Origin of the sequence: Mycolicibacterium holsaticum DSM 44478 = JCM 12374 (genome assembly GCF_019645835.1) — a bacterium.
GTDB lineage: Bacteria > Actinomycetota > Actinomycetes > Mycobacteriales > Mycobacteriaceae > Mycobacterium > Mycobacterium holsaticum.
Map to the genome: position 1 here is coordinate 706464 of NZ_CP080998.1, position 19026 is coordinate 725489.

At 66.6% G+C, this 19026-nt stretch carries 20 protein-coding genes; 11 read left to right on the forward strand and 9 right to left on the reverse strand.

What is annotated here, in order from left to right; genetic code table 11:
* The first annotated feature begins 15 nt into the window (after nucleotides 1-15).
* From K3U96_RS03470 to K3U96_RS03510, 9 genes are all read left to right on the forward strand, one after another.
* Nucleotides 16-858: an MlaE family ABC transporter permease gene (locus K3U96_RS03470; protein ID WP_220692084.1), complete on the forward strand. Its 843-nt coding sequence runs from the start codon at nucleotides 16-18 to the stop codon at nucleotides 856-858.
* A gap of 9 nt (nucleotides 859-867) precedes the next feature.
* Complete coding sequence (locus tag K3U96_RS03475; protein WP_220692085.1) at nucleotides 868-2067, forward strand: MCE family protein; 1200 nt, start codon at nucleotides 868-870, stop codon at nucleotides 2065-2067.
* A gap of 64 nt (nucleotides 2068-2131) precedes the next feature.
* Nucleotides 2132-3169 (forward strand): MCE family protein, encoded by a 1038-nt coding sequence (locus K3U96_RS03480; protein ID WP_220692086.1) that lies wholly within the window; start codon nucleotides 2132-2134, stop codon nucleotides 3167-3169.
* Nucleotides 3162-4220, forward strand: a complete 1059-nt coding sequence (locus tag K3U96_RS03485) for a virulence factor Mce family protein (protein WP_220692087.1) — start codon at nucleotides 3162-3164, stop codon at nucleotides 4218-4220. Before K3U96_RS03480 ends, K3U96_RS03485 begins: the two co-directional genes overlap by 8 nt.
* On the forward strand, nucleotides 4217-5617 hold the full coding sequence (locus K3U96_RS03490) for a virulence factor Mce family protein (RefSeq protein ID WP_220692088.1): 1401 nt from the start codon (nucleotides 4217-4219) through the stop codon (nucleotides 5615-5617). Before K3U96_RS03485 ends, K3U96_RS03490 begins: the two co-directional genes overlap by 4 nt.
* On the forward strand, nucleotides 5614-6774 hold the full coding sequence (locus K3U96_RS03495; protein ID WP_220692089.1) for an MCE family protein: 1161 nt from the start codon (nucleotides 5614-5616) through the stop codon (nucleotides 6772-6774). The genes K3U96_RS03490 and K3U96_RS03495 overlap by 4 nt, the downstream gene beginning before the upstream one ends.
* Nucleotides 6775-8496 (forward strand): virulence factor Mce family protein, encoded by a 1722-nt coding sequence (locus K3U96_RS03500; RefSeq protein ID WP_220692090.1) that lies wholly within the window; start codon nucleotides 6775-6777, stop codon nucleotides 8494-8496.
* Nucleotides 8497-9189 (forward strand): Rv1363c family protein, encoded by a 693-nt coding sequence (locus K3U96_RS03505; protein ID WP_220692091.1) that lies wholly within the window; start codon nucleotides 8497-8499, stop codon nucleotides 9187-9189.
* On the forward strand, nucleotides 9189-9671 hold the full coding sequence (locus K3U96_RS03510) for an Rv1363c family protein (RefSeq protein WP_220692092.1): 483 nt from the start codon (nucleotides 9189-9191) through the stop codon (nucleotides 9669-9671). Before K3U96_RS03505 ends, K3U96_RS03510 begins: the two co-directional genes overlap by 1 nt.
* On the opposite strand, the gene K3U96_RS03515 is transcribed toward K3U96_RS03510, so the two are convergent.
* From K3U96_RS03515 to K3U96_RS03535, 5 genes are all read right to left on the reverse strand, one after another.
* Nucleotides 9658-11130, reverse strand: a complete 1473-nt coding sequence (locus K3U96_RS03515; protein ID WP_220692093.1) for an alpha,alpha-trehalose-phosphate synthase (UDP-forming) — start codon at nucleotides 11128-11130, stop codon at nucleotides 9658-9660. The genes K3U96_RS03510 and K3U96_RS03515 overlap by 14 nt on opposite strands.
* Nucleotides 11131-11295, reverse strand: coding sequence for a hypothetical protein (locus tag K3U96_RS03520; protein ID WP_110917271.1), 165 nt, complete (start codon nucleotides 11293-11295; stop codon nucleotides 11131-11133).
* A gap of 50 nt (nucleotides 11296-11345) precedes the next feature.
* Nucleotides 11346-11735 carry an intersectin-EH binding protein Ibp1 gene (locus tag K3U96_RS03525; protein ID WP_308206788.1) on the reverse strand — a complete coding sequence of 130 codons (390 nt, stop codon included), beginning with the start codon at nucleotides 11733-11735 and terminating at the stop codon, nucleotides 11346-11348.
* 73 nt (nucleotides 11736-11808) lie between these two features.
* Nucleotides 11809-12156 (reverse strand): hypothetical protein, encoded by a 348-nt coding sequence (locus K3U96_RS03530; RefSeq protein WP_069404435.1) that lies wholly within the window; start codon nucleotides 12154-12156, stop codon nucleotides 11809-11811.
* Nucleotides 12157-12219: 63 nt separating this feature from the next.
* Nucleotides 12220-12570, reverse strand: coding sequence for an intersectin-EH binding protein Ibp1 (locus K3U96_RS03535; protein WP_230982356.1), 351 nt, complete (start codon nucleotides 12568-12570; stop codon nucleotides 12220-12222).
* A gap of 165 nt (nucleotides 12571-12735) precedes the next feature.
* On the opposite strand from K3U96_RS03535, the gene K3U96_RS03540 reads away from it, so the two are divergent.
* Nucleotides 12736-13671: an enoyl-CoA hydratase gene (locus K3U96_RS03540; protein ID WP_069404437.1), complete on the forward strand. Its 936-nt coding sequence runs from the start codon at nucleotides 12736-12738 to the stop codon at nucleotides 13669-13671.
* Between the two features lie 39 nt (nucleotides 13672-13710).
* Entirely contained in the window at nucleotides 13711-14535 is an 825-nt protein-coding gene (locus K3U96_RS03545; RefSeq protein WP_205870977.1) for an SDR family oxidoreductase, read from the forward strand.
* 19 nt (nucleotides 14536-14554) lie between these two features.
* On the opposite strand, the gene K3U96_RS03550 is transcribed toward K3U96_RS03545, so the two are convergent.
* The 4 genes from K3U96_RS03550 to K3U96_RS03565 are packed head-to-tail and all read right to left on the reverse strand — an operon-like array spanning nucleotide 14555 to nucleotide 18894.
* Nucleotides 14555-15025 (reverse strand): (2Fe-2S)-binding protein, encoded by a 471-nt coding sequence (locus K3U96_RS03550; RefSeq protein WP_220692094.1) that lies wholly within the window; start codon nucleotides 15023-15025, stop codon nucleotides 14555-14557.
* Entirely contained in the window at nucleotides 15018-15893 is an 876-nt protein-coding gene (locus K3U96_RS03555) for an FAD binding domain-containing protein (RefSeq protein WP_220692095.1), read from the reverse strand. The genes K3U96_RS03550 and K3U96_RS03555 overlap by 8 nt, the downstream gene beginning before the upstream one ends.
* Nucleotides 15890-16579 carry an SRPBCC family protein gene (locus tag K3U96_RS03560; protein WP_069407285.1) on the reverse strand — a complete coding sequence of 230 codons (690 nt, stop codon included), beginning with the start codon at nucleotides 16577-16579 and terminating at the stop codon, nucleotides 15890-15892. Before K3U96_RS03560 ends, K3U96_RS03555 begins: the two co-directional genes overlap by 4 nt.
* An 8-nt stretch (nucleotides 16580-16587) precedes the next feature.
* Nucleotides 16588-18894 (reverse strand): xanthine dehydrogenase family protein molybdopterin-binding subunit, encoded by a 2307-nt coding sequence (locus K3U96_RS03565; protein WP_220692096.1) that lies wholly within the window; start codon nucleotides 18892-18894, stop codon nucleotides 16588-16590.
* Nucleotides 18895-19026: the final 132 nt, after the last annotated feature.

The following is a 19026-nucleotide window of genomic DNA, read 5'->3' on the forward strand; positions in this document are numbered from 1 at the left end:
GAAGTCCAGACGATCATGAGCTACGACGTGACGGTTCGCTTCCGCCGGTTCTTCCGCGGCGTGCCCAGGATGGTCGACACGGTCGGCGAGCAAGCGCTGTTCTACGGCCAGACGATCCGGTATGTGCCCAACGCGGTCACCCGCTACCGCAAGGAGACCATCCGGCTGATCGCCGAGATGACGATGGGCACCGGCGCGCTGGTGATGATCGGCGGCACCGTCGGTGTCGCGGCGTTCCTGACCCTGGCCTCCGGCGGCGTCATCGCCGTGCAGGGCTACTCGTCGCTGGGCAACATCGGCATCGAGGCGTTGACCGGCTTCCTCTCGGCGTTCCTCAACGTGCGCATCGTGGCGCCCGTCATCGCGGGCATCGCGCTGGCGGCCACCATCGGCGCGGGCACAACCGCGCAGTTGGGCGCCATGCGGGTGGCCGAAGAGATCGACGCCGTCGAGTCGATGGCCGTGCATTCGGTGTCCTACCTGGTGTCCACCCGGCTGATGGCGGGGCTGATCGCGATCATCCCGCTGTACTCACTGTCGGTGCTGGCGGCGTTCTTCGCGGCGAGGTTCACCACGGTGTTCATCAACGACCAGTCGGCGGGACTCTACGACCACTACTTCAACACCTTCCTGGTGCCGACCGATCTGTTGTGGTCGTTCCTACAAGCCATCGTGATGGCGATCGCGGTGATGCTCGTGCATACGTACTACGGCTTCAACGCATCCGGCGGCCCGGTCGGCGTCGGTATCGCGGTCGGCCAGGCCGTGCGCACCTCGCTGATCGTCGTCGTGACCATCACCCTGTTCATCTCACTCGCCGTCTACGGCGCGTCCGGCAACTTCAACCTCTCGGGTTAGGCGGGAACGATGGCAGACGGTGACGCCAAGCGCAGCCATGTGCGGATCGCTGCGGCGATCCTGGCTGCGATCCTGTTGGCCGCCACTGCATTCACCTATCTCTTCTACACCGCCGCGTTCACCCCCACCGACACCGTCAGCGTCACCTCGCCGCGCGCCGGCCTGGTGATGGAACGCGACGCCAAGGTCAAGTACCGGGGCGTGCAGATCGGCAAGGTCAAAAAGATCGAATACACCGGGGACCAGGCCAAGCTGACGCTTTCGATCGACAGCGGCGAGATGCGCTACATCCCGTCCAACGCGCTGGTGCGCATCGGCAGCACAACGGTTTTCGGTGCGAAAGCCGTGGAGTTCCTGCCGCCCGATCAGCCGGTCGGACAGCTCAAGCCCGGAACCACGGTGGCCGCCAAGGACGTCCAACTCGAGGTCAACACGCTGTTTCAGACGCTGACCGACGTGCTGCAGAAGGTCGACCCGATCAACCTGAACGCCACGCTGAGCGCGTTGGGGGAGGGGTTGCGCGGTAACGGCGATGACCTCGGCGCCACCTTGGCCGGCCTGAACACCTATCTGGAGCAACTGAATCCGAAGCTGCCGACGCTGCAGGAAGACCTGCAGAAGACGGCGGTGGTGGCCAATATCTACGGCGACGCCGGCCCCGATCTCGCGCGCATCTTCGACAGCGCACCGACGATAAGCCAGACGATCGTCGACGAACAAGACAACCTCAACGCGACGTTGCTGGCCGCAACGGGGTTGGCCAACAACGGAACCGCGACACTGGAGCCCGGAGCCGACGACTACATCGCGGCGATGCAGCGGCTGCGGGCACCGCTGAGCGTGGCGGCCGAGTACTCACCGGAGTTCGGCTGCATCCTGGAAGGCACGGCCCTGGCGGTGGACCGGTTCGCCCCCGTCATCGGCGGCATCCGGCCCGGCCTGTTCGTCTCGTCGAACTTCCTGCCAGGTTCACCCGGTTACACGTACCCGGAGAGCCTGCCGATCGTGGGCGCGACGGGCGGCCCGAACTGTCGTGGCCTGCCCAACGTGCCGAGCAAGCAGTTCGGCGGATCGTGGTACCGGACGCCGTTCCTGGTCACCGACAACGCCTACGTGCCGTATCAGCCCAACACCGAGTTGCAGTTCGACGCGCCGTCGACGCTGCAGTGGCTGTTCAACGGGGCGTTCGCGGAGAGGGACGACTTCTAATGACGAGCGCTTGCGCGAGGAGTCGACTACTAATGACGAGCGCTTGCGCGAGGAGTCGACGCTGATGCGGGGCGATCGCACGCTGATCAACGTCAGCATCTTCACCGTGGTGATGCTGCTGGTCGCCGGGATGCTCGTGGTGGTGTTCGGCGAGTTCCGGTTCGCCCCGGAGAGCGGCTACCACGCGACGTTCACCGATGCGTCGCGGCTGAAGGCCGGCCAGGATGTGCGTATCGCCGGTGTTCCCGTCGGCACCGTCAACGACGTCAAGCTCAACCCCGACAACACCGTCGACGTCGCATTCGACGTCGACGAGCGCTACCAGCTGTACACCTCGACGCGCGCGGTGGTGCGCTACGAGAACCTCGTCGGTGACCGCTATCTCGAGATCACCTCAGGACCGGGCGAGCTACGCAAACTTCCTGCGGGCTCGACCATTCCGAGGCAGAACACCCAGCCGGCGCTCGATCTGGACGCGCTGCTGGGCGGCCTGCGGCCCGTGCTCAAGGGGCTGGACGGCCAGAAGGTCAACGAGGTGAGCAACGCGGTCATCGAGTTGCTGCAGGGCCAGGGCGGCGCGTTGTCGAACCTGCTGTCCAGCACCAGCGCGTTCACTCAGAGCCTGGCCGCCAGGGACCAGCTCATCGGTGATGTCATCACCAACCTCAACACCGTGCTCGGCACCGTCGACGAGAAGGGCGCGCAGTTCAACGCCAGCGTCGACCAACTGCAGAAGCTGATCACCGGCCTGGCCGAGGGCCGCGACCCGATCGCCGGTGCGATCGGCCCGCTGGCGTCGGCCGAGAACGACCTGACCGACATGCTGCAGCAGTCGCGCAGACCGGTGCAGGGCGTGATCGAGAACGCGCGCCCGTTCGCCCAGCGTTTCGACGAACGCAAGGCCGACGTCAACAAGGTGATCGAACCGCTCGCCGAAAACTACATGCGGCTCAACGCGCTCGGCGCCTACGGCTCGTTCTTCAACATCTTCTACTGCGCCACCCGAATAAAGATCAGCGGTCCCGCGGGCAGCGATATCCTGATCCCCTTCGGTGGGCCGCCGGATCCGTCCAAGGGGAGGTGTGCACCGATCGATGAGTAGACCTGACGAGTCGAATCCCTTGCGGACCGGGATCTTCGGCATCTTCCTCATCGCCTGTCTGGTGTTGGTGTCGTTCGGTTACACCACCCTGCCGTTCTTTCCGCAGGGTAAGCCGTACGAGGCGTACTTCACCGACGCCGGCGGGATCTCGCCGGGCAACGACGTCAACGTGTCGGGCATCAAGGTCGGCAAGGTGACCGGTGTCGCGTTGGCCGGGGACACTGCCAAGGTGACTTTTACCGTCGACCGCGATGTGAAGGTCGGTGACCAATCGCTGGTCGCGATCAAGACCGACACCGTGCTCGGTGAGAAGTCGCTGGCGGTGACACCGCAGGGCAGCGGTAGTTCGACGGTGATCCCGTTGGGCCGCACCACGACTCCCTACACTCTCAACACCGCGCTGCAAGACCTCGGCCAGAACGCCAGCGAGCTCGACAAGCCGCGGTTCGAGCAGGCGCTGCAGACCCTGACCGCCTCGCTGCACGAAGCCACCCCTCAGCTGCGTGGCGCGCTCGACGGTATCGCCAACCTCTCGCGCACCCTCAACAAGCGCGATGAAGCCCTCGACCAACTGCTCGGTCACGCCAAGCGGGTCTCCGACACCCTCGCTGAGCGTGCAGGCCAGGTCAACCAGCTCATCGTCGACGGCAACATGCTGTTCGCCGCGCTCGATGAGCGCCGCCAGGCGTTGAGCAACCTGGTCGCCGGCATCGACGATGTGTCCCAACAGCTTTCAGGCTTCGTCGCCGACAACCGCCGCGAGTTCAAGCCGGCACTGGAGAAGCTCAACCTGGTGATGGACAACCTGCTCGAGCGTCGTGAGCACATCAGCGAGGCCATCAAGCGGCTGCCGCCCTACGCCACCGCGCTGGGAGAGGTGGTCGGTTCCGGACCCGGCTTCCAGATCAACCTGTACGGCCTGCCGCCCGCCCCGATCGCCGAGGTGCTGTTGGACGTCTACTTCCAGCCCGGCAAGCTGCCCGACAGCCTGTCTGACATGCTGCGCGGCTACATTTCCGAACGACTGATCATCAGGCCGAAGTCACCATGACGAACGCGAACGCGAACCCGAACCTGAGCCGCAGCCGCTGGCTGCGGATGATGCTGGCCGCCCTGCTGGTGGTGTCGCTCGTGGCGGGCGTGTACCTGGTCTGGCCGTCGCGCACGGGTGACAAGCTGACCGCCTACTTCACCTCGGCGGTCGGCCTCTATCCCGGCGACGACGTGCGCATCGTCGGGGTTCCGGTCGGCACCATCGACTCGATCGAACCGCGCGCCAACGACGTGAAGGTCTCGATGACCTTGCAGAACGGGATCAAGGTGCCCGCCGAGGCGAAGGCGCTCATCATCTCGCCGAATCTGGTGTCGGCGAGGTTCATCCAGCTCACCCCCGCATACACCGAGGGTCCCGAACTCGGCGACGGCGCCCAGATCGGCCTGGATCGAACCGCGGTGCCGGTGGAATGGGACGAGGTCAAAGAACAGCTCACTGCGCTCAGCGCGCAGCTGGGTCCGCAGCCGGGTTCGGTGCAGGGACCGCTGACCGAGTTCGTCAACCAGGCCGCCGACACGTTCGACGGTAACGGTGACTCGTTCCGCCAGGCGCTGCGGGAGCTCTCGCAGACGGCGGGCCGGCTCGGTGACTCGCGCACCGATCTGTTCGGCACGATCCGCAACCTGCAGGTGCTCGTCGACGCGCTGTCCAACAGCAACGAGCAGATCGTGCAGTTCTCCAACCACGTGGCGTCGGTGTCGCAGGTGCTGGCCGACAGCTCGGCCGACCTGGACAACACGCTCGGCACGCTCAACCAGGCGCTCGGCGATGTGCGCGGATTCCTCAGCGACTCCAACCAGGCGTTGATCGATCAGGTCACCAAGCTCACCGACTTCACCAGCATCCTGACCGAGCGCAGCGAAGACATCGAGCAGATCCTGCACATCACCCCGAACGGCCTGTCGAACTTCTACAACATCTACAACCCCGCCCAGGGCACCGTCGGCGGCCTGCTCACCCTGCCGAACTTCGCCAACCCGGTGCAGTTCATCTGCGGCGGCACGTTCGAGGCCGGGGCGTCCACGGACAACTACAAGCGGACCGAGATCTGCCGCCAGCGCATGGGCCCGGTGTTCAAGCGCATCGCGATGAACTTCCCGCCGTTGCTGTTCCACCCGATCAACAGCATCACCGCCTACAAGGGCCAGATCATCTACGACACACCGGAAACCGAGGCCAAGGCCAAGACGCCGGTGCCGTATCTGCAGTGGCAGCCCGCACCGGGCGTGACGCCGCCACCGGTGTCGGCCGACATGGACCTCAGCTCGCTGTTCGTGCCGCCCGCGCCGGGAAGCCCGGCAGCGCCGACGTCGTCGTCGCACGCAGGAGGCCCCGCGGGTCCGGCAGCGCCCGCACCCGAAGCGTCACTACCCGCCGAAGCAGGTGGCCGATGATCCGCAGGGCATTGGGAATCTCGTCGCTGGCCGTGCTGTTGGCCGGCTGTCAGTTCGGTGGGCTGAACTCGCTGAACATGCCCGGCACCGCCGGGCACGGTGCGGGCTCCTACAAAATCACCGTCGAGTTGCCGGACGTGGCGACGCTGCCGCAGAACTCCCCGGTGATGGTCGACGACGTCACCGTGGGCAGTGTGTCGGGCATCGACGCCGTGCAGCGATCCGACGGCACGTTCTACGCCGCCGTGCAACTGTCCCTGGACCGCAACGTCGACCTGCCCGCCAACTCCACCGCGCAGGTGGCGCAGACCTCGCTGCTGGGCTCACAGCACATCGAACTCGCCGAACCGGTCGATGAGCCCGGCGTCGGCCGGTTGGCCGACGGCGACAACATCCCGCTCGACCGCACCGGCCGTTATCCGACCACCGAAGAAGTGTTGTCTTCGCTGGGTGTCGTGGTGAACAAGGGCAATCTTGGTGCGCTGCAAGACATCACCGAGGAGACCTACAACGCGGTGGCCGGCAGGCATGGCAGCTTCGAGAACCTGGTTCCGCGACTGGCCGAGCTGACCAGTTCACTGGAACGTCAGACCGGTGACATCGTCGCCGCCGCCGAAGGACTCGACCGGTTCGCGGGCATCCTGGCCCGCAGCAAGGACAACCTCGGCCGCACGCTCGACAGCCTGCCCGAAGCGCTGACCGTCCTGAACAACAACCGCGCCAACATCGTCGACGCGTTCGGCGCCCTGCGCAGCTTTGCCACCGTCGCCTCGCACGTGCTGCAGGAGACCAAGGACGATTTCGCCGCCAACTTCAAGGATCTGTACCCGGTGATCAAGTCGCTCAACGACAACGTCGACTTCCTCATCAAGGATCTCGAGTTCCTGCCGACCTTCCCGTTCCACTACAAGTACCTGCGCAACGCGGTCCGCGGTGACTACCTGAACGTGTACACCACCTTCGACCTCACGCTGCGCCGGGTCGGCGAGTCGGTACTGACCACCTCATGGGGGTTTGACCCGAACATGAAGCGGATGCAAGAGCTCATCACCCCGCCGGAGTTCCTCACCGGGGCGTTGGCGAACCTGTCCGGCCAGGCGGCCGACCCGTTCAAGATCCCGCCGGGCACGGCCACGCAGCACGAGGCGGCACCGTAGATGATGGACAGGCTGACCCGAATCCAACTCGGGATCTTCGCGATCGTCACGGTGCTGACGGTCAGCGCGATATCGATTTTCTACCTGCACGTGCCTGCGACGCTCGGCATCGGGTCCTACAAGGTGACCGCGAACTTCGTTGCCGCAGGCGGTCTTTACGAGAACGCCAACGTCACCTACCGGGGCGTGACCGTCGGTCGGGTCGAGTCGGTCGGGCTGTCCGACGACAGCGTCGTCGCCCACATGCGGCTCAACAGCGGCACCCCGGTGCCCGCGAACGTCACCGCGACGGTCAAGAGCGTCTCGGCGGTCGGTGAGCAGTACGTCGACCTGGTGCCCCCGGAGAACGCCTCGCAGGAAAAGCTGCGTAACGGGGCCAACATCGACGTGTCGCGCACCGCGGTCGGCCAGGACGTCGCCGGCCTGCTGGACGAAGCCCAAAAGCTGGTCTCCAGCATCGGCGACAGCAGGGTGCAAGAACTGCTGAGCGAAACGTTCAAGGCGTTCAACGGGTCCGGCCCCGAACTGGCCAGGCTGATCCAGTCGTCGCGTCTTCTCGTCGATGAGGCCAACGCCAACTACGGACAGGTCAACCAGCTCATCGACCAGGCGGGTCCGTTCCTGGACGCGCAGATCCGCAGCGGCGATGACATCCGGTCGCTTGCCGACGGGCTGGCCCGGTTCACCGCCGAGCTGGCCAACGCCGACCCGCAGCTGCGCACCACGCTGCAGACGGTGCCCGGCGCCACGGCCGAGGCCAACGAACTGTTCAGCGGCATCCGGCCGTCGTTCCCGATCCTGGCCGCCAACCTGGCCAACTTCGGCCGCATCGGGGTGATCTACCGCAAGTCGATCGAGCACGCCCTGGTGGTCTTCCCGGCGCTGATGGCGGCCCTGCTGACCGTCGGCGGCGGGGTGCCGGCCAACGAGGGCGGCAAGCTCGACTTCAAGATCGACCTGCAGGATCCGCCGCCGTGCCTGACCGGGTTCATCCCCGCGTCGGAGATGCGCTCACCGGCCGACGAGACGCTGCGCGAACTCCCCAAGGATCTGTACTGCAAGACCCCGCACAACGATCCCGCCGTGGTGCGCGGGGCGCGTAACTACCCGTGCCAGGAGTTCCCCGGTAAGCGGGCGCCGACGGTCCAGCTGTGCCGCGACCCCAAGGGTTATGTTCCGATCGGCAACAACCCGTGGCGCGGGCCGCCGGTTCCGCTGGGCACGCCGATGGACACCCGCGAGGACGACACCACCGAGATCGGGCGCAACATCCTGCCGCCCAACAAGTTCCCGTACATCCCACCGCAGGTCGACCCGGATCCGGGCCCGCCGGTGGTGCAGCTGCCGCCGGGTGTCCCGCCGGGGCCCGGCCCGGCGCCGCACGCACCGTTCCCCCTTCCGGTGCCGCCCAACGAGGTGCAGCCCACCCTGCCGCCGGCGTGGCCGTTCTTCGCGCCGCATGATCAGGTGGTGCCGCCGTACGGCAGAACGCCTCCCCCGCCGGCAGCGCCGCCCGCGCCCGCGCCGGTGCCGCCGGCTCCCGGCGGCCCGCCGATGCCCGCGGAAGTGCCGATGGCCTCGGGTGCCCAGTACACGACCTACGACGCCGACGGCAAGTTCGTCGACCCAGCCGGCGGAACTGGCGTGCTTGCGGACGCAACTGACAAACTGGCGCCAGCAGAGAACTGGGTTGATCTGATGTTGGCTCCAAGGCAGGCGTAAATGACGGAAGAAACGGCTTCGACGGAACCTTCGCCGAGGCCCACCCGGCGTCGGCGCGCGTCTCGCGCCGCGGGCCCGGCCAGCGGTGATGCCACCGCGACGGCCGTCAAGGTCGCGGCGCCACCCACGATCAAGGTGCGGCTGCCCCGGCCACCCGGCCCGCCGCCCCGGCGGGAACCGAATCGTCGGCTGGTGGCGCTCGTCTTCGCCGCGACGGCCTTCGTCGCGGTGGCGGTGCTGGTCGGGTTGGCCACGCTGATGTACGTCCAGCAGCGCGACACCGAAGAGACGTTCGCGCGCGAGCAGCGGTTCGTCGACACCGCCGCGCAGTTGGTCGTCAACATGTTCAGCTACGACCAGGAGTCCATCGACGAGAGCGTCGAGCGGTTCGTCAACAGCACCAGCGGCCCGCTGCGCGCGATGATGACCGAGGGAAACAACACCGAGAACCTGAAGATGATCTTCCGGGAGACCAACGCCAGCGCCGAGGCCGTGATCAACGGGGCGGCGCTGGAGAAGATCGACGAGATCGCCGACAACGCCGCGGTGCTGGTGTCGGCGCGGGTGACGGTGACCGACCTGGACGGCAACAACCAGCCATCGCAGCCGTATCGGTTGCGGGTCATCGTCCACGAGGACGGCAACGGTCACATGACGGCCTACGACCTCAAATACCCCGACGGCGGTAACTGATGCGCAGGCTGGTCGGTGCGCTGTGCGCGCTGTTGGCGGTGGCCTTCGTCGCGGTCGCCGGGGTGGGCGGTGCCATGTACTGGAAGCGGGTGGAGTTGCGCGGTGAACAAGCCGCCCGCGCCGAGCTTGCGCCGTTGGCCGAGAAGCAGATTCCGCAGGTGTTCGGCTACGACTACCAGACCGTCGAGCGCAGCCTCAACGAGGTGTACCCGATGCTGACCCCCGCCTACCGCCAGGAGTTCCAGGACCGCGCGGCCAAGGACATCATCCCGCAGGCACGGGAACGTCAGCTGGTCAGCCAGGCCAATGTGGTCGGCGTGGGAGTTATGACGGCACAACGGACGTCGGCGTCGGTGATGGTGTACATGAACCGCACGATCACCGACAAAGGCAAGGAGCCGATCTACGACGGCAGCCGGTTACGCGTCGACTATCAGAAGGTCGACGGCAAGTGGCTGATCCAATACATCAGTCCGATCTAGTTTTGCCCGACCGCCGCTCGGACCCGGCGTCCGTGGCGGCGAGTGCATCGAGGAACGAGCGCGCCCAGCGGTCGACGTCGTGCACGAGCACCTGCCTGCGCAACGCGCGCATCCGCCGGCGACCTTCCTCGGGAGTCTGGGTCAACGCGGCCTCGATGGCATCCTTGACGCCCTCGAGGTGGTGCGGGTTGACCAGATAGGCCTGCCGCAGTTCGGCTGCGGCGCCGGTGAATTCGCTGAGCACCAGCGCGCCGCCCAGATCGCTGCGGCATGCGACGTACTCCTTGGCGACCAGGTTCATGCCGTCGCGCAGCGGGGTCACCAACATGACGTCGGCGGCGACGAAAAACGCGATCAGCTCGTCGCGGGGGACCGGCCGGTGCACATAGTGCACGATCGGGTGGCCGACCTCGCCGTACTCGCCGTTGATGTGCCCGACCTGGCGTTCGATGTCTTCGCGCATCTCGATGTAGCTTTCGACGCGCTCACGGCTCGGCGTGGCGAGCTGCACCAGCACGGTGTCCTCACGGCTGGCCCGGTCTTCGGCGAGCAACTCCGAAAACGCCCGCAGCCGAACGTCGATGCCCTTGGTGTAGTCCAGCCGGTCGACACCGAGCAGGATCTTGCGCGGGTTTCCCAGCTCGGCACGCAGCTCGCGGGCGCGCTTGCGGATCGCCTTGGTGCGCGCCTGCTGGTCCAGCGAGGTCGAATCGATGGAGATCGGAAACGCGCCCACCCGCACGGTGCGGTCCTCGAGTTCGACTTCGCCGAAGCGGGACCGCACGCCGACCGAACCGCGCGAGGTGTTCGCGCCCGCCAGCCGGCGGGCCAGGATGAGGAAGTTCTGCGCACCGCCGGACAGATGGAAGCCGACCAGGTCGGCGCCGAGCAGGCCGTCGACGATCTCGGTCCGCCACGGCATCTGCATGAACAGCTCCACCGGCGGGAACGGGATGTGCAGGAAGAAGCCGATAGTGAGGTCGGGACGTAGCGTCCGCAACATCTTCGGCACCAGTTGCAGCTGGTAGTCCTGCACCCACACGGTCGCGCCCTGCGCGGCGGCCTTCGCGGTGGCCTCGGCGAAGCGCCTGTTGACATCGACGTAGGAGTCCCACCACTTGCGGTGGTAGATCGGTTTGACGATGACGTCGTGGTAGAGCGGCCACAGCGTGGCGTTGGAGAAGCCCTCGTAATACTCGGCGACGTCGTATGCGGACAGGGTGACTGGATACAGGACCATGTCGTCCTGCTCGATCGGATCCTCGTCGGCGTCGGGTACACCGGGCCAGCCGATCCATGCTCCGCGGCGGCGACGCAGCAACGGCTCCAGGGCTGTGACCAGCCCGCCGGGGCTCCGCTTCCAGGTTGTGCTGCCGTCGGGCAGCCGTTCCATGTCGATTGGCAGCCGGTTGGCCACGACGACGAAGTCAGAGTTCCCCGAGCCGGCCCGCGGGCTCACTTACGCCTCGTGTTTCGACGGTCCAATACCCAGCATCGACAGGAAGACCCGGCACTCGTCGGCGTCGGTTGCATACGCGGCGACAACACGCCGCGCTTGGCGGGCGGTGCTGTCGGCGAGCGGCTCGACGTCGCCGAGCTCAGAGTGATCAGATTTAGTTGCCATATGACGACTCTAGCTGCGCAGCGTCGCCGCTGCTCAGCGCCAGCTCTCGATCAGTTCGTCACCGTCGGGCTGTGGCTGACGACCGGGTCAGGCGGAGGGGCCACGCTCATGGCCTCCTGCTCCTGGGCCAGGCCGAAGCACTGGCCGGAGTTCTCGCCGATGCAGGGCACCCCCATCACCTCGGGGACATCCGGGTTGCCCGGCGTGGTGCTGAACACCGAACCGGCGTTGGGCACCGTATGGGGGACGCACACACCGGTGAACTGGTCTGCTTCTTCGCCGGCCGGGCATCCCTGTGCCGTCGGCGCGATACCGGCGCCGGGCGCTGAGACGACGGCCATCACCGGTGCGGCGGCAACAGCGACCGCGAACCCACCGGCAAGAAGCAGTCGTCGAGTTGAAAGCTGAAAGGTCGCCATCGTCACGCTTTCTGTGGTCATCAACCGTGTCGAGGCAAGATTCTATTGAAGCTGCCAGCTTTCTGCACAACTTCCGTGGGTTACCTGAGAACCCCTAGGGGCTGGAGTTGATGGTGACGCGGGGTTGCGCGGGCGGGCCTTCCATCTCCGCGTCTTCGGCCAAACCGATGCACCCTCCGGCGTTGTGCCCGATGCAGGGGATGCCGTCGATCTCGGGGACATCGGGATTGGCCGCGGTGGTGCTGAACAGCGGTGGCGAGGTGGGCACCATGAACGGCACGCACGTCGTGGTGTAGGTGTCGGCCTCTTCACCCGAAGAGCATTGAGCCAGCCGATCACCGGGTTGCGGCGCGGAATAGGCCGCTACGACCGGCGCGGTGGCCGCCGCCACGATGAAAGCGCCGATCACGAACTGCCGCCGAACGGCGAACGATGAAGTCATTCCGCGATTCTAGAGACCCGACAGGCCCTCACGTGGGTCTTCGCCAGGTTCCCGTCGCGCGGGTTACGGGCTGGATTGCACGGACGTGTGGGGCTGCACCAACGGTGTTTGGGACTGTTGTTCCTCGGCCAACCCGATGCACGAGCCCGAACTTTGACCACCGCAGGGGATTCCGTCGATCGCCGGCATATTTGGGTTGCCTGGGATCGTGGTGTACGGGCTGGACGAGTTGGGCACCAGGTCGGGGACGCATGTTGTGCTGTAAAGGTCTTCGGATTCACCGGCCGGGCATGCCGCGATCGACGATGCCGGCGCAGTGAAGGCGAAGAGCGTGGCGCCCGCAGGTGCGGCAAGGGTGGTCATCGCGAACCCGAGGCCGATGACGCGTGTGGCGGTGCGCCGCGGTGCTGTCATCTTGGCTTCTCTCGTATTGCTGGCCGGCGTGGATACCGTATCGGGCAATTCTTGTTCGTCGAGCTGTGAAGCAGCTGGAAGATGGCTGCGGCACCGCTGACAGAAGTGATCGGCAGGCACCGTAATGTGCACGCTGTCGAACGAAGCTGAGCGAGGTGGTCTGCGGTGGCGAGCCCGGGTAGGACAAGTACGGAATCCGCTGGCGGGGATGTGCCCCAGCAGGTCACGTACGAAACACTGGAGGACGGCCAGATCGCGCGGATCTGGCTCAATCGGCCCGATGCGCAGAACGCCCAGTCGCGCACATTGCTGGTGCAATTGGACGAGGCATTCGGCCGGGCGGAAGCCGACGACCAGGTCCGAGTGGTGATCCTGGCCGCGCGGGGCAAGAACTTCTCCGCAGGCCATGATCTCGGCTCTGAAGAGGCGATGCTCGAGCGCCAGCCGGGGCCAGATCAGCATCCGACGTTTCAGGCACTCGGCGCCACCCGCGCTGCGGTCGCCGAGCGGACCTATCTGCAGGAGTGGCACTTCTTCTTCGAAAACACCCGCCGCTGGCGGGATCTGCGCAAGATCACCATCGCGCAGGTGCAGGGCAACGCGATCTCGGCGGGGCTGATGCTGGTGTGGGCGTGTGATCTGATCGTCGCCTCCGACGACGCGAAGTTCAGCGATGTCGTCGCCGTCCGGATGGGCATGCCCGGCGTCGAATATTATGCGCACCCATGGGAATTCGGTGCGCGTAAGGCCAAAGAGCTTCTGCTGACCGGTGATTCGATCGATGCAGAGGAGGCCTACCGCCTCGGCATGGTTTCCAAGGTGTTCCCGCGTGCCGAACTCGAGGACAAGACGCTGCAATTCGCCAGGCGCATCGCCGAACGTCCTACCATGGCGGCGCTGCTGGTCAAGGATTCGGTCAACGCCGCAGCCGACGCGATGGGCTTCACCGAGGCCCTGCGCCATGCGTTCCACATTCACGAACTGGGGCACGCGCACTGGGCGGCGCACAACGAGAATCGCTATCCGGTCGGGCTGCCGCCCAACGTTCCGGACTGGCGCACGTTGGGCGCACCGAAGCCCGCCCGCCGCGACGAACCGTGACGTATAACTGTTCTAATTAGCTTAGCGAAGGAGTGTGCGGTGTCATTGGCGGGTCGAACAGTACTGGTCACCGGTGGTGGCACCGGGATCGGCAAGGGTGTGGCCGCCGCGGTGGTAGCGGCGGGCGGTAACGCGATGCTCGTCGGCCGCAACGCCGACCGGTTGGCCGCCGCGGCCGAGGAACTCTCCGCCGACCGCACCGGTGCGGTGCGCTACGAACCCGCCGACGTCACCAACGAGGACGAAGTGGCCCGCGTGGTGGAGGCCGCCACGGCATGGACCGGGCGACTGTATGGCGTCGTGCACTGCGCCGGCGGCAGCGAGACGATCGGCCCGATCACCCAGATCGACTCCGAGGCGTGGCGGCGCACGGTGGACCTCAACGTCAACGGCAGCATGTATGTGCTCAAGCACTCGGCGCGGGAGATGGTGCGCGGCGGCGGCGGGTCGTTCGTCGGCATCTCGTCGATCGCGGCCAGCAACACCCACCGGTGGTTCGGCGCCTACGGCGTGAGCAAGTCCGCGGTGGACCATCTGATGATGCTGGCCGCCGACGAACTCGGCCCGTCGTGGGTGCGGGTCAACTGCATCCGGCCCGGCCTGATCCGGACCGAGCTGGTCGAGCCCATCTTGAGCTCGCCGGAGATCAGCGCCGATTACGCCTCGTGTACGCCGTTGCCGCGCGTGGGTGAGGTCGACGACATCGCGAACGCGGCGGTGTTTCTGCTCGGCGACGCGTCGGCTTGGATCACCGGGCAGGTGATCAACGTCGACGGCGGTCACGGCCTGCGGCGCGGACCGGACATGTCATCGATGCTCGAACCGCTGTTCGGCGCCGACGGCCTGCGCGGCGTCGTTTCCTAACCATCGGCGGAAAAGACGGCTAGGTCATCTCCGCGGCGCGGTGTACGGCGTTGACGATGCCCTGATACCCGGTGCACCGACAGAAGTTGCCCGACAACCCTTCCCGGATCTCCTCGTCGGTGGGCTTGGGGTTCTCGCGCAGCAGCGCGGTGATGCTCGTGACGAAACCCGGAGTGCAGAAACCGCATTGCAGTCCATGGCATTCCTTCAGCGCCGCCTGCACCGGTGACAGTTCACCGTCCGGGCCCGCGATGCCCTCGACGGTGGTCACCTCGGTGTCCTCGGCCTGTACGGCGAAGATCAGGCACGACCGGACCGCGTCACCGTCGACAAGTACCGTGCACGCACCACACGCGCCGTGTTCACAGCCCAGATGCGTGCCTGTCAGACCGCACTTTTCGCGCAGGAAGTCCGCGAGCGTCAGGCGCGGTTCCACCACCGCACGGTAGGTGCGGCCGTTGACCGTCATTTCGACCGGCAGCTCATGCATTGGTTGCCTCCGTGATGGCAGTCGAGAGGGCGCGCGCCACCATCGTGGCGCCGATCTTGGCTCGGTACGCGGCCGACCCCTGCAGGTCGGATGGGATGTCGTCGATACCGGAGAGGGCTAGTTCACCGATCTCGTCGACGCTGATATCACCGACCGGCCGGCCGGTGATGGCCTGTTCGGCGGGTGTCCCGCGCAACGGGGTCGAACCGAGGCCCAACAGCCCGATGCCGCAGCGGGTTACCCGGTCCGCGTCATCGAGCTCGACGGCGACGGCCGCGCCCGCGATGGCGAAGTCACCGTGCCTGCGCACGAACTCCTCCATCGCGAAACCTGAGCGAGCGCCCCAGACCGGGAAGTGCACGGCGGTCAGAATCTCTGCGGGCCGCAGCGACGTCTCCCACAGGCCGGTGAAGAAGTCCCTGGCGGCGATTTCGCGGGATCCCTGCGACGACGTGACGTCCATCCGGGCGTCCAGCGCCACCGCCACCGCCGCGTACTCGGCCGCGGGATCGGCGTGCGCGATGGCCCCGCCAAGCGTTCCCCTGGTCCGGATCTGGAAGTGGCCGATGTGTGGCGTGGCCAAGGTCAGCAGCGGAACCGATTCCGCCACTTCGTCATCCATTCCGACATACGCGTGCGGTGTGCCGGCCCCGATGCGCACCGCGCCGTCGACCAGGTCGATACCGCGAAGCTCCTCGATCCTGGAGATGTCGATGAGGTTCTCGAAGTGGGTGAGCCGCATCGCCAGCATCGGCACCAGGCTCTGGCCGCCGGCAAGGACTTTCGCGTCGTCGCCGTACTCGGTGAGCAACTCCACCGCCTCCGTTACCGAGGCGGGGCGGTGGTAGGCGAACGGGGCGGGCTTCATGAGACCAGCCTGGCCAACAGGGCCTGCAGATCATCCGCGGGGGCGGTGTGCCTGCGGCGACGGCCGACGAGGAAGCCGATCACCACACCCATCGCCAGCCCGGCGGCCACCGGTGCGTACCGCTTGGCCACCGACGGCGCGACGGCCTTCACCAGGGCCACCGAATCGATGACATCGTCGCGGCCGGCACCCGTTGTGGCGCTCGGGGTTTCGGTAGCGGGTGCCTGCGGAGCAGGTGCGGGACCACCGAGCAATTCGGACTCCAGGCTGTTCGCGAACTGTCCGATCAGGTGCCCGGCCACGTCGGCGAGCACGCCGCGACCGAACTGCGCGGCCTTGCCTGAGATGGTCAGGTCGGTGTTGATGAGCACGCTGGTCGCGTCCCCGTCGTCCTTGAGCTGTGCGGTGATGACGGCCGCGACGTTGCCGTTGCCTCGGGTTTCCTTGCCGTTGGCCTTCAGCACCATCCGCTGTGCCGCCGCGTCCTTTTCGGCGAAAGCCGCTTCGCCCTGATACGACACGGTGATCGGGCCGACCTTGACCTTGACCTTTCCGGTGAACTCGTCGCCGTCGACGGAAAGCAGGGTCGCGCCCGGCAGGCACGGCGCAACGCGTTCGACGTCGGTGAGGAACTCCCACGTCTTCGCGGCGGGTACCGCGACGCGGAACTCGTTGTTCAGTTCCATTCTCTCCCTTACTTCGTGGCTTGTTCGACCAGGTCGACGATCGCGGCGGGGCTGGCAGGCAGCCGGGTCAGCGTCACACCCAGCGGGGCCAGCGCGTCGTTGATCGCGTTGATCACCGCGGGCGTCGAGCCGATCGCACCGCCTTCACCGCAGCCCTTGTACCCGCCGACGCCCGGTCCGGGGATCTCGACGTGGCCGTACTCGATCGCCGGCACCTCGGTGGCGGTCGGCAACAGATAGTCGACGAACGTTGACGACAACGGGTTTCCGTCGTCGTCGTAGACCATCTCCTCCAGCAGCGCACCGCCGATGCCCTGCACGGTGCCGCCCGCGATCTGGCCCTCCACGACGTTGGGGTTGATCATCGGGCCGACGTCCTCGCTGACGATGTAGCGCGTCAACGTGACCCGTCCGGTCTGCACATCGACCTCGCATGTGCAGACGTGCGTGGCGTTGGCCCAGTGGATGGGTGCCTGCGAGTTGAACCGCGCCGTCGCCTCCAGCGATGCGGACACGCCCGGCGGCAATTGCTGTGGCTCGTAGTACGCGCGGTACGCGAGATCGGCGTAGCTGAGGCTCTTTTCCGGGTTGTCGCGCACCACCGCGCGCGAGCCGACCAGCTCCAGCTCGGACTCGTCGACCTCCAGGCGCGGCGCGGCCATGGCCAGGATCTGGCCGCGCAGCATCGCGCCGGCCTCGTTGACAGCGCCCGCCGTCATCGGCGCACTGCGGCTGCCCTGGGTGCCTGCGCCGTACGGGGTCACCGCGGTGTCACCCTGGATGGTCGACACGTCGTTGATGTCTGCGCCCAGCGCGTCGGCGGTCAACTGAACGACCGTGGTCTCCAGGCTGTTACCGGTCGACCCGCCGTTGACGTAGACGTTGATCTTGCCGGTCGGCTCCATCCGGATGGTCGCACCCTCGGTGGCCAGGTGCCCCGTCGCGGCGCCCGTCGGCTCGATGTAGGCGGAGAAGCCGAGGCCGATGTAGCGGCCCTCGGCCAGCGCATCGGCCTGCTCCTTGCGGAAGCCTTCGTGGTCAAGGATTTTCACGGCCTGTTCGAAGGTGTCCGCAGGCGCGACATGGTCGTACGGCATGCCGTTGGGGTTAACGTACGGCATTTCGTCACCGCGAAGGATGTTGCGCCGGCGCAGCTCGACGGGATCCATGTCCATCTGGCGTGCGGCGATGTCGAAAAGCAGTTCACGCGCCAGGGTTTCGTACTGCCACGGGCCACGGTAGGCGTGCAGACCCGCGGTGTTGGAGAACACGGTCTTGTAGTTGAAGCTGGCTTTCGGGACGCGGTACGGGCCCGGGAAGAACATCCCGACGGCGGCGGTGGTCAGCACCGGATACGGGGTCGGGTAGGCACCGATGTCGTAGGTGAAATCGATGTCGGCGGCCAGGATCTTGCCGTCCTCGTCGAACGCCATGCGCGCCTTGCCGTCGACGTGGCGGGCCTGCCCGGCCGACATCAGGTTCTCGCGCCGGTCCTCTATCCACTTCAGCGCTACGCCCGATCGCGCGTTCGACGTGGTGGCCGTGACCTTGCGGGCGGCCAACATGATGCACATGTCCTCGCGCATCGGCACGACCTTCTGACCGAAGGCGCCGCCGGTGTCGCGCATGACGACCCTGACGTTCTGCGCGGGGATGCCCAACAGCCTGGCGCAGAAGGCCCGCAGCTCGTGCGGCGCCTGCGTGGAGGCCCACATCGTCAACTCACCGGTGGACGCCGCCCATTCGACGACCAGGCCGCGCGTCTCGATCGGCACCGGCGCATGGATCTGCTGATAGATGTCGGCCTCGGCCACGTATGCGGCGTTGGCGAAGGTCTCCTCGTCCGGCGGGGCGCCGCCCATGCCGCCCGCGACGTTGTCGGGGTAGGCCTCGTGCACGATCACGTCGGAGCCCACTGCTTTGGTGAAGTCCGCGACCGCGGGCAGCGGTTCGTAGTCCACGTCCACCCGCTCGACGGCGTCCTCGGCGAGGTAGCGGCTGTCGGCGACGACGAGCGCGACGGGATCGCCGACGAACTTCGCCTCGCCCTCGGCCAGCGGCGGGCGCGGGGTGTCGGGCATGTCCTTACCCGCCACCGCGTGCCAGGCTTCCTTCACGTCGGGGTTGAGGTCGGACGCGGTGAACACCGCATGCACACCCGGCATGGCCAGCGCGGCCGATGCGTCGATGCCCTGGATGCGTGCCCGGGCGAACGGGCTGCGCACAAAGCACGCGTGCAGCATGCCCGGCCGCATCACATCGTCGACAAAGGTGCCGTGACCTGTGAGAAGTCGATTGTCTTCCAGACGCGCCATGCGGGTGCCCGCATACCGCGTCGCGACCGTTCCACCTGTAGGGGACGCCACGGCTATCGCTCCAATCCGACCGCTTGAGAGTGTCGTTATCCTACTTCGGTAAACGAAATGCCGGAAGTGGAGAACGACATT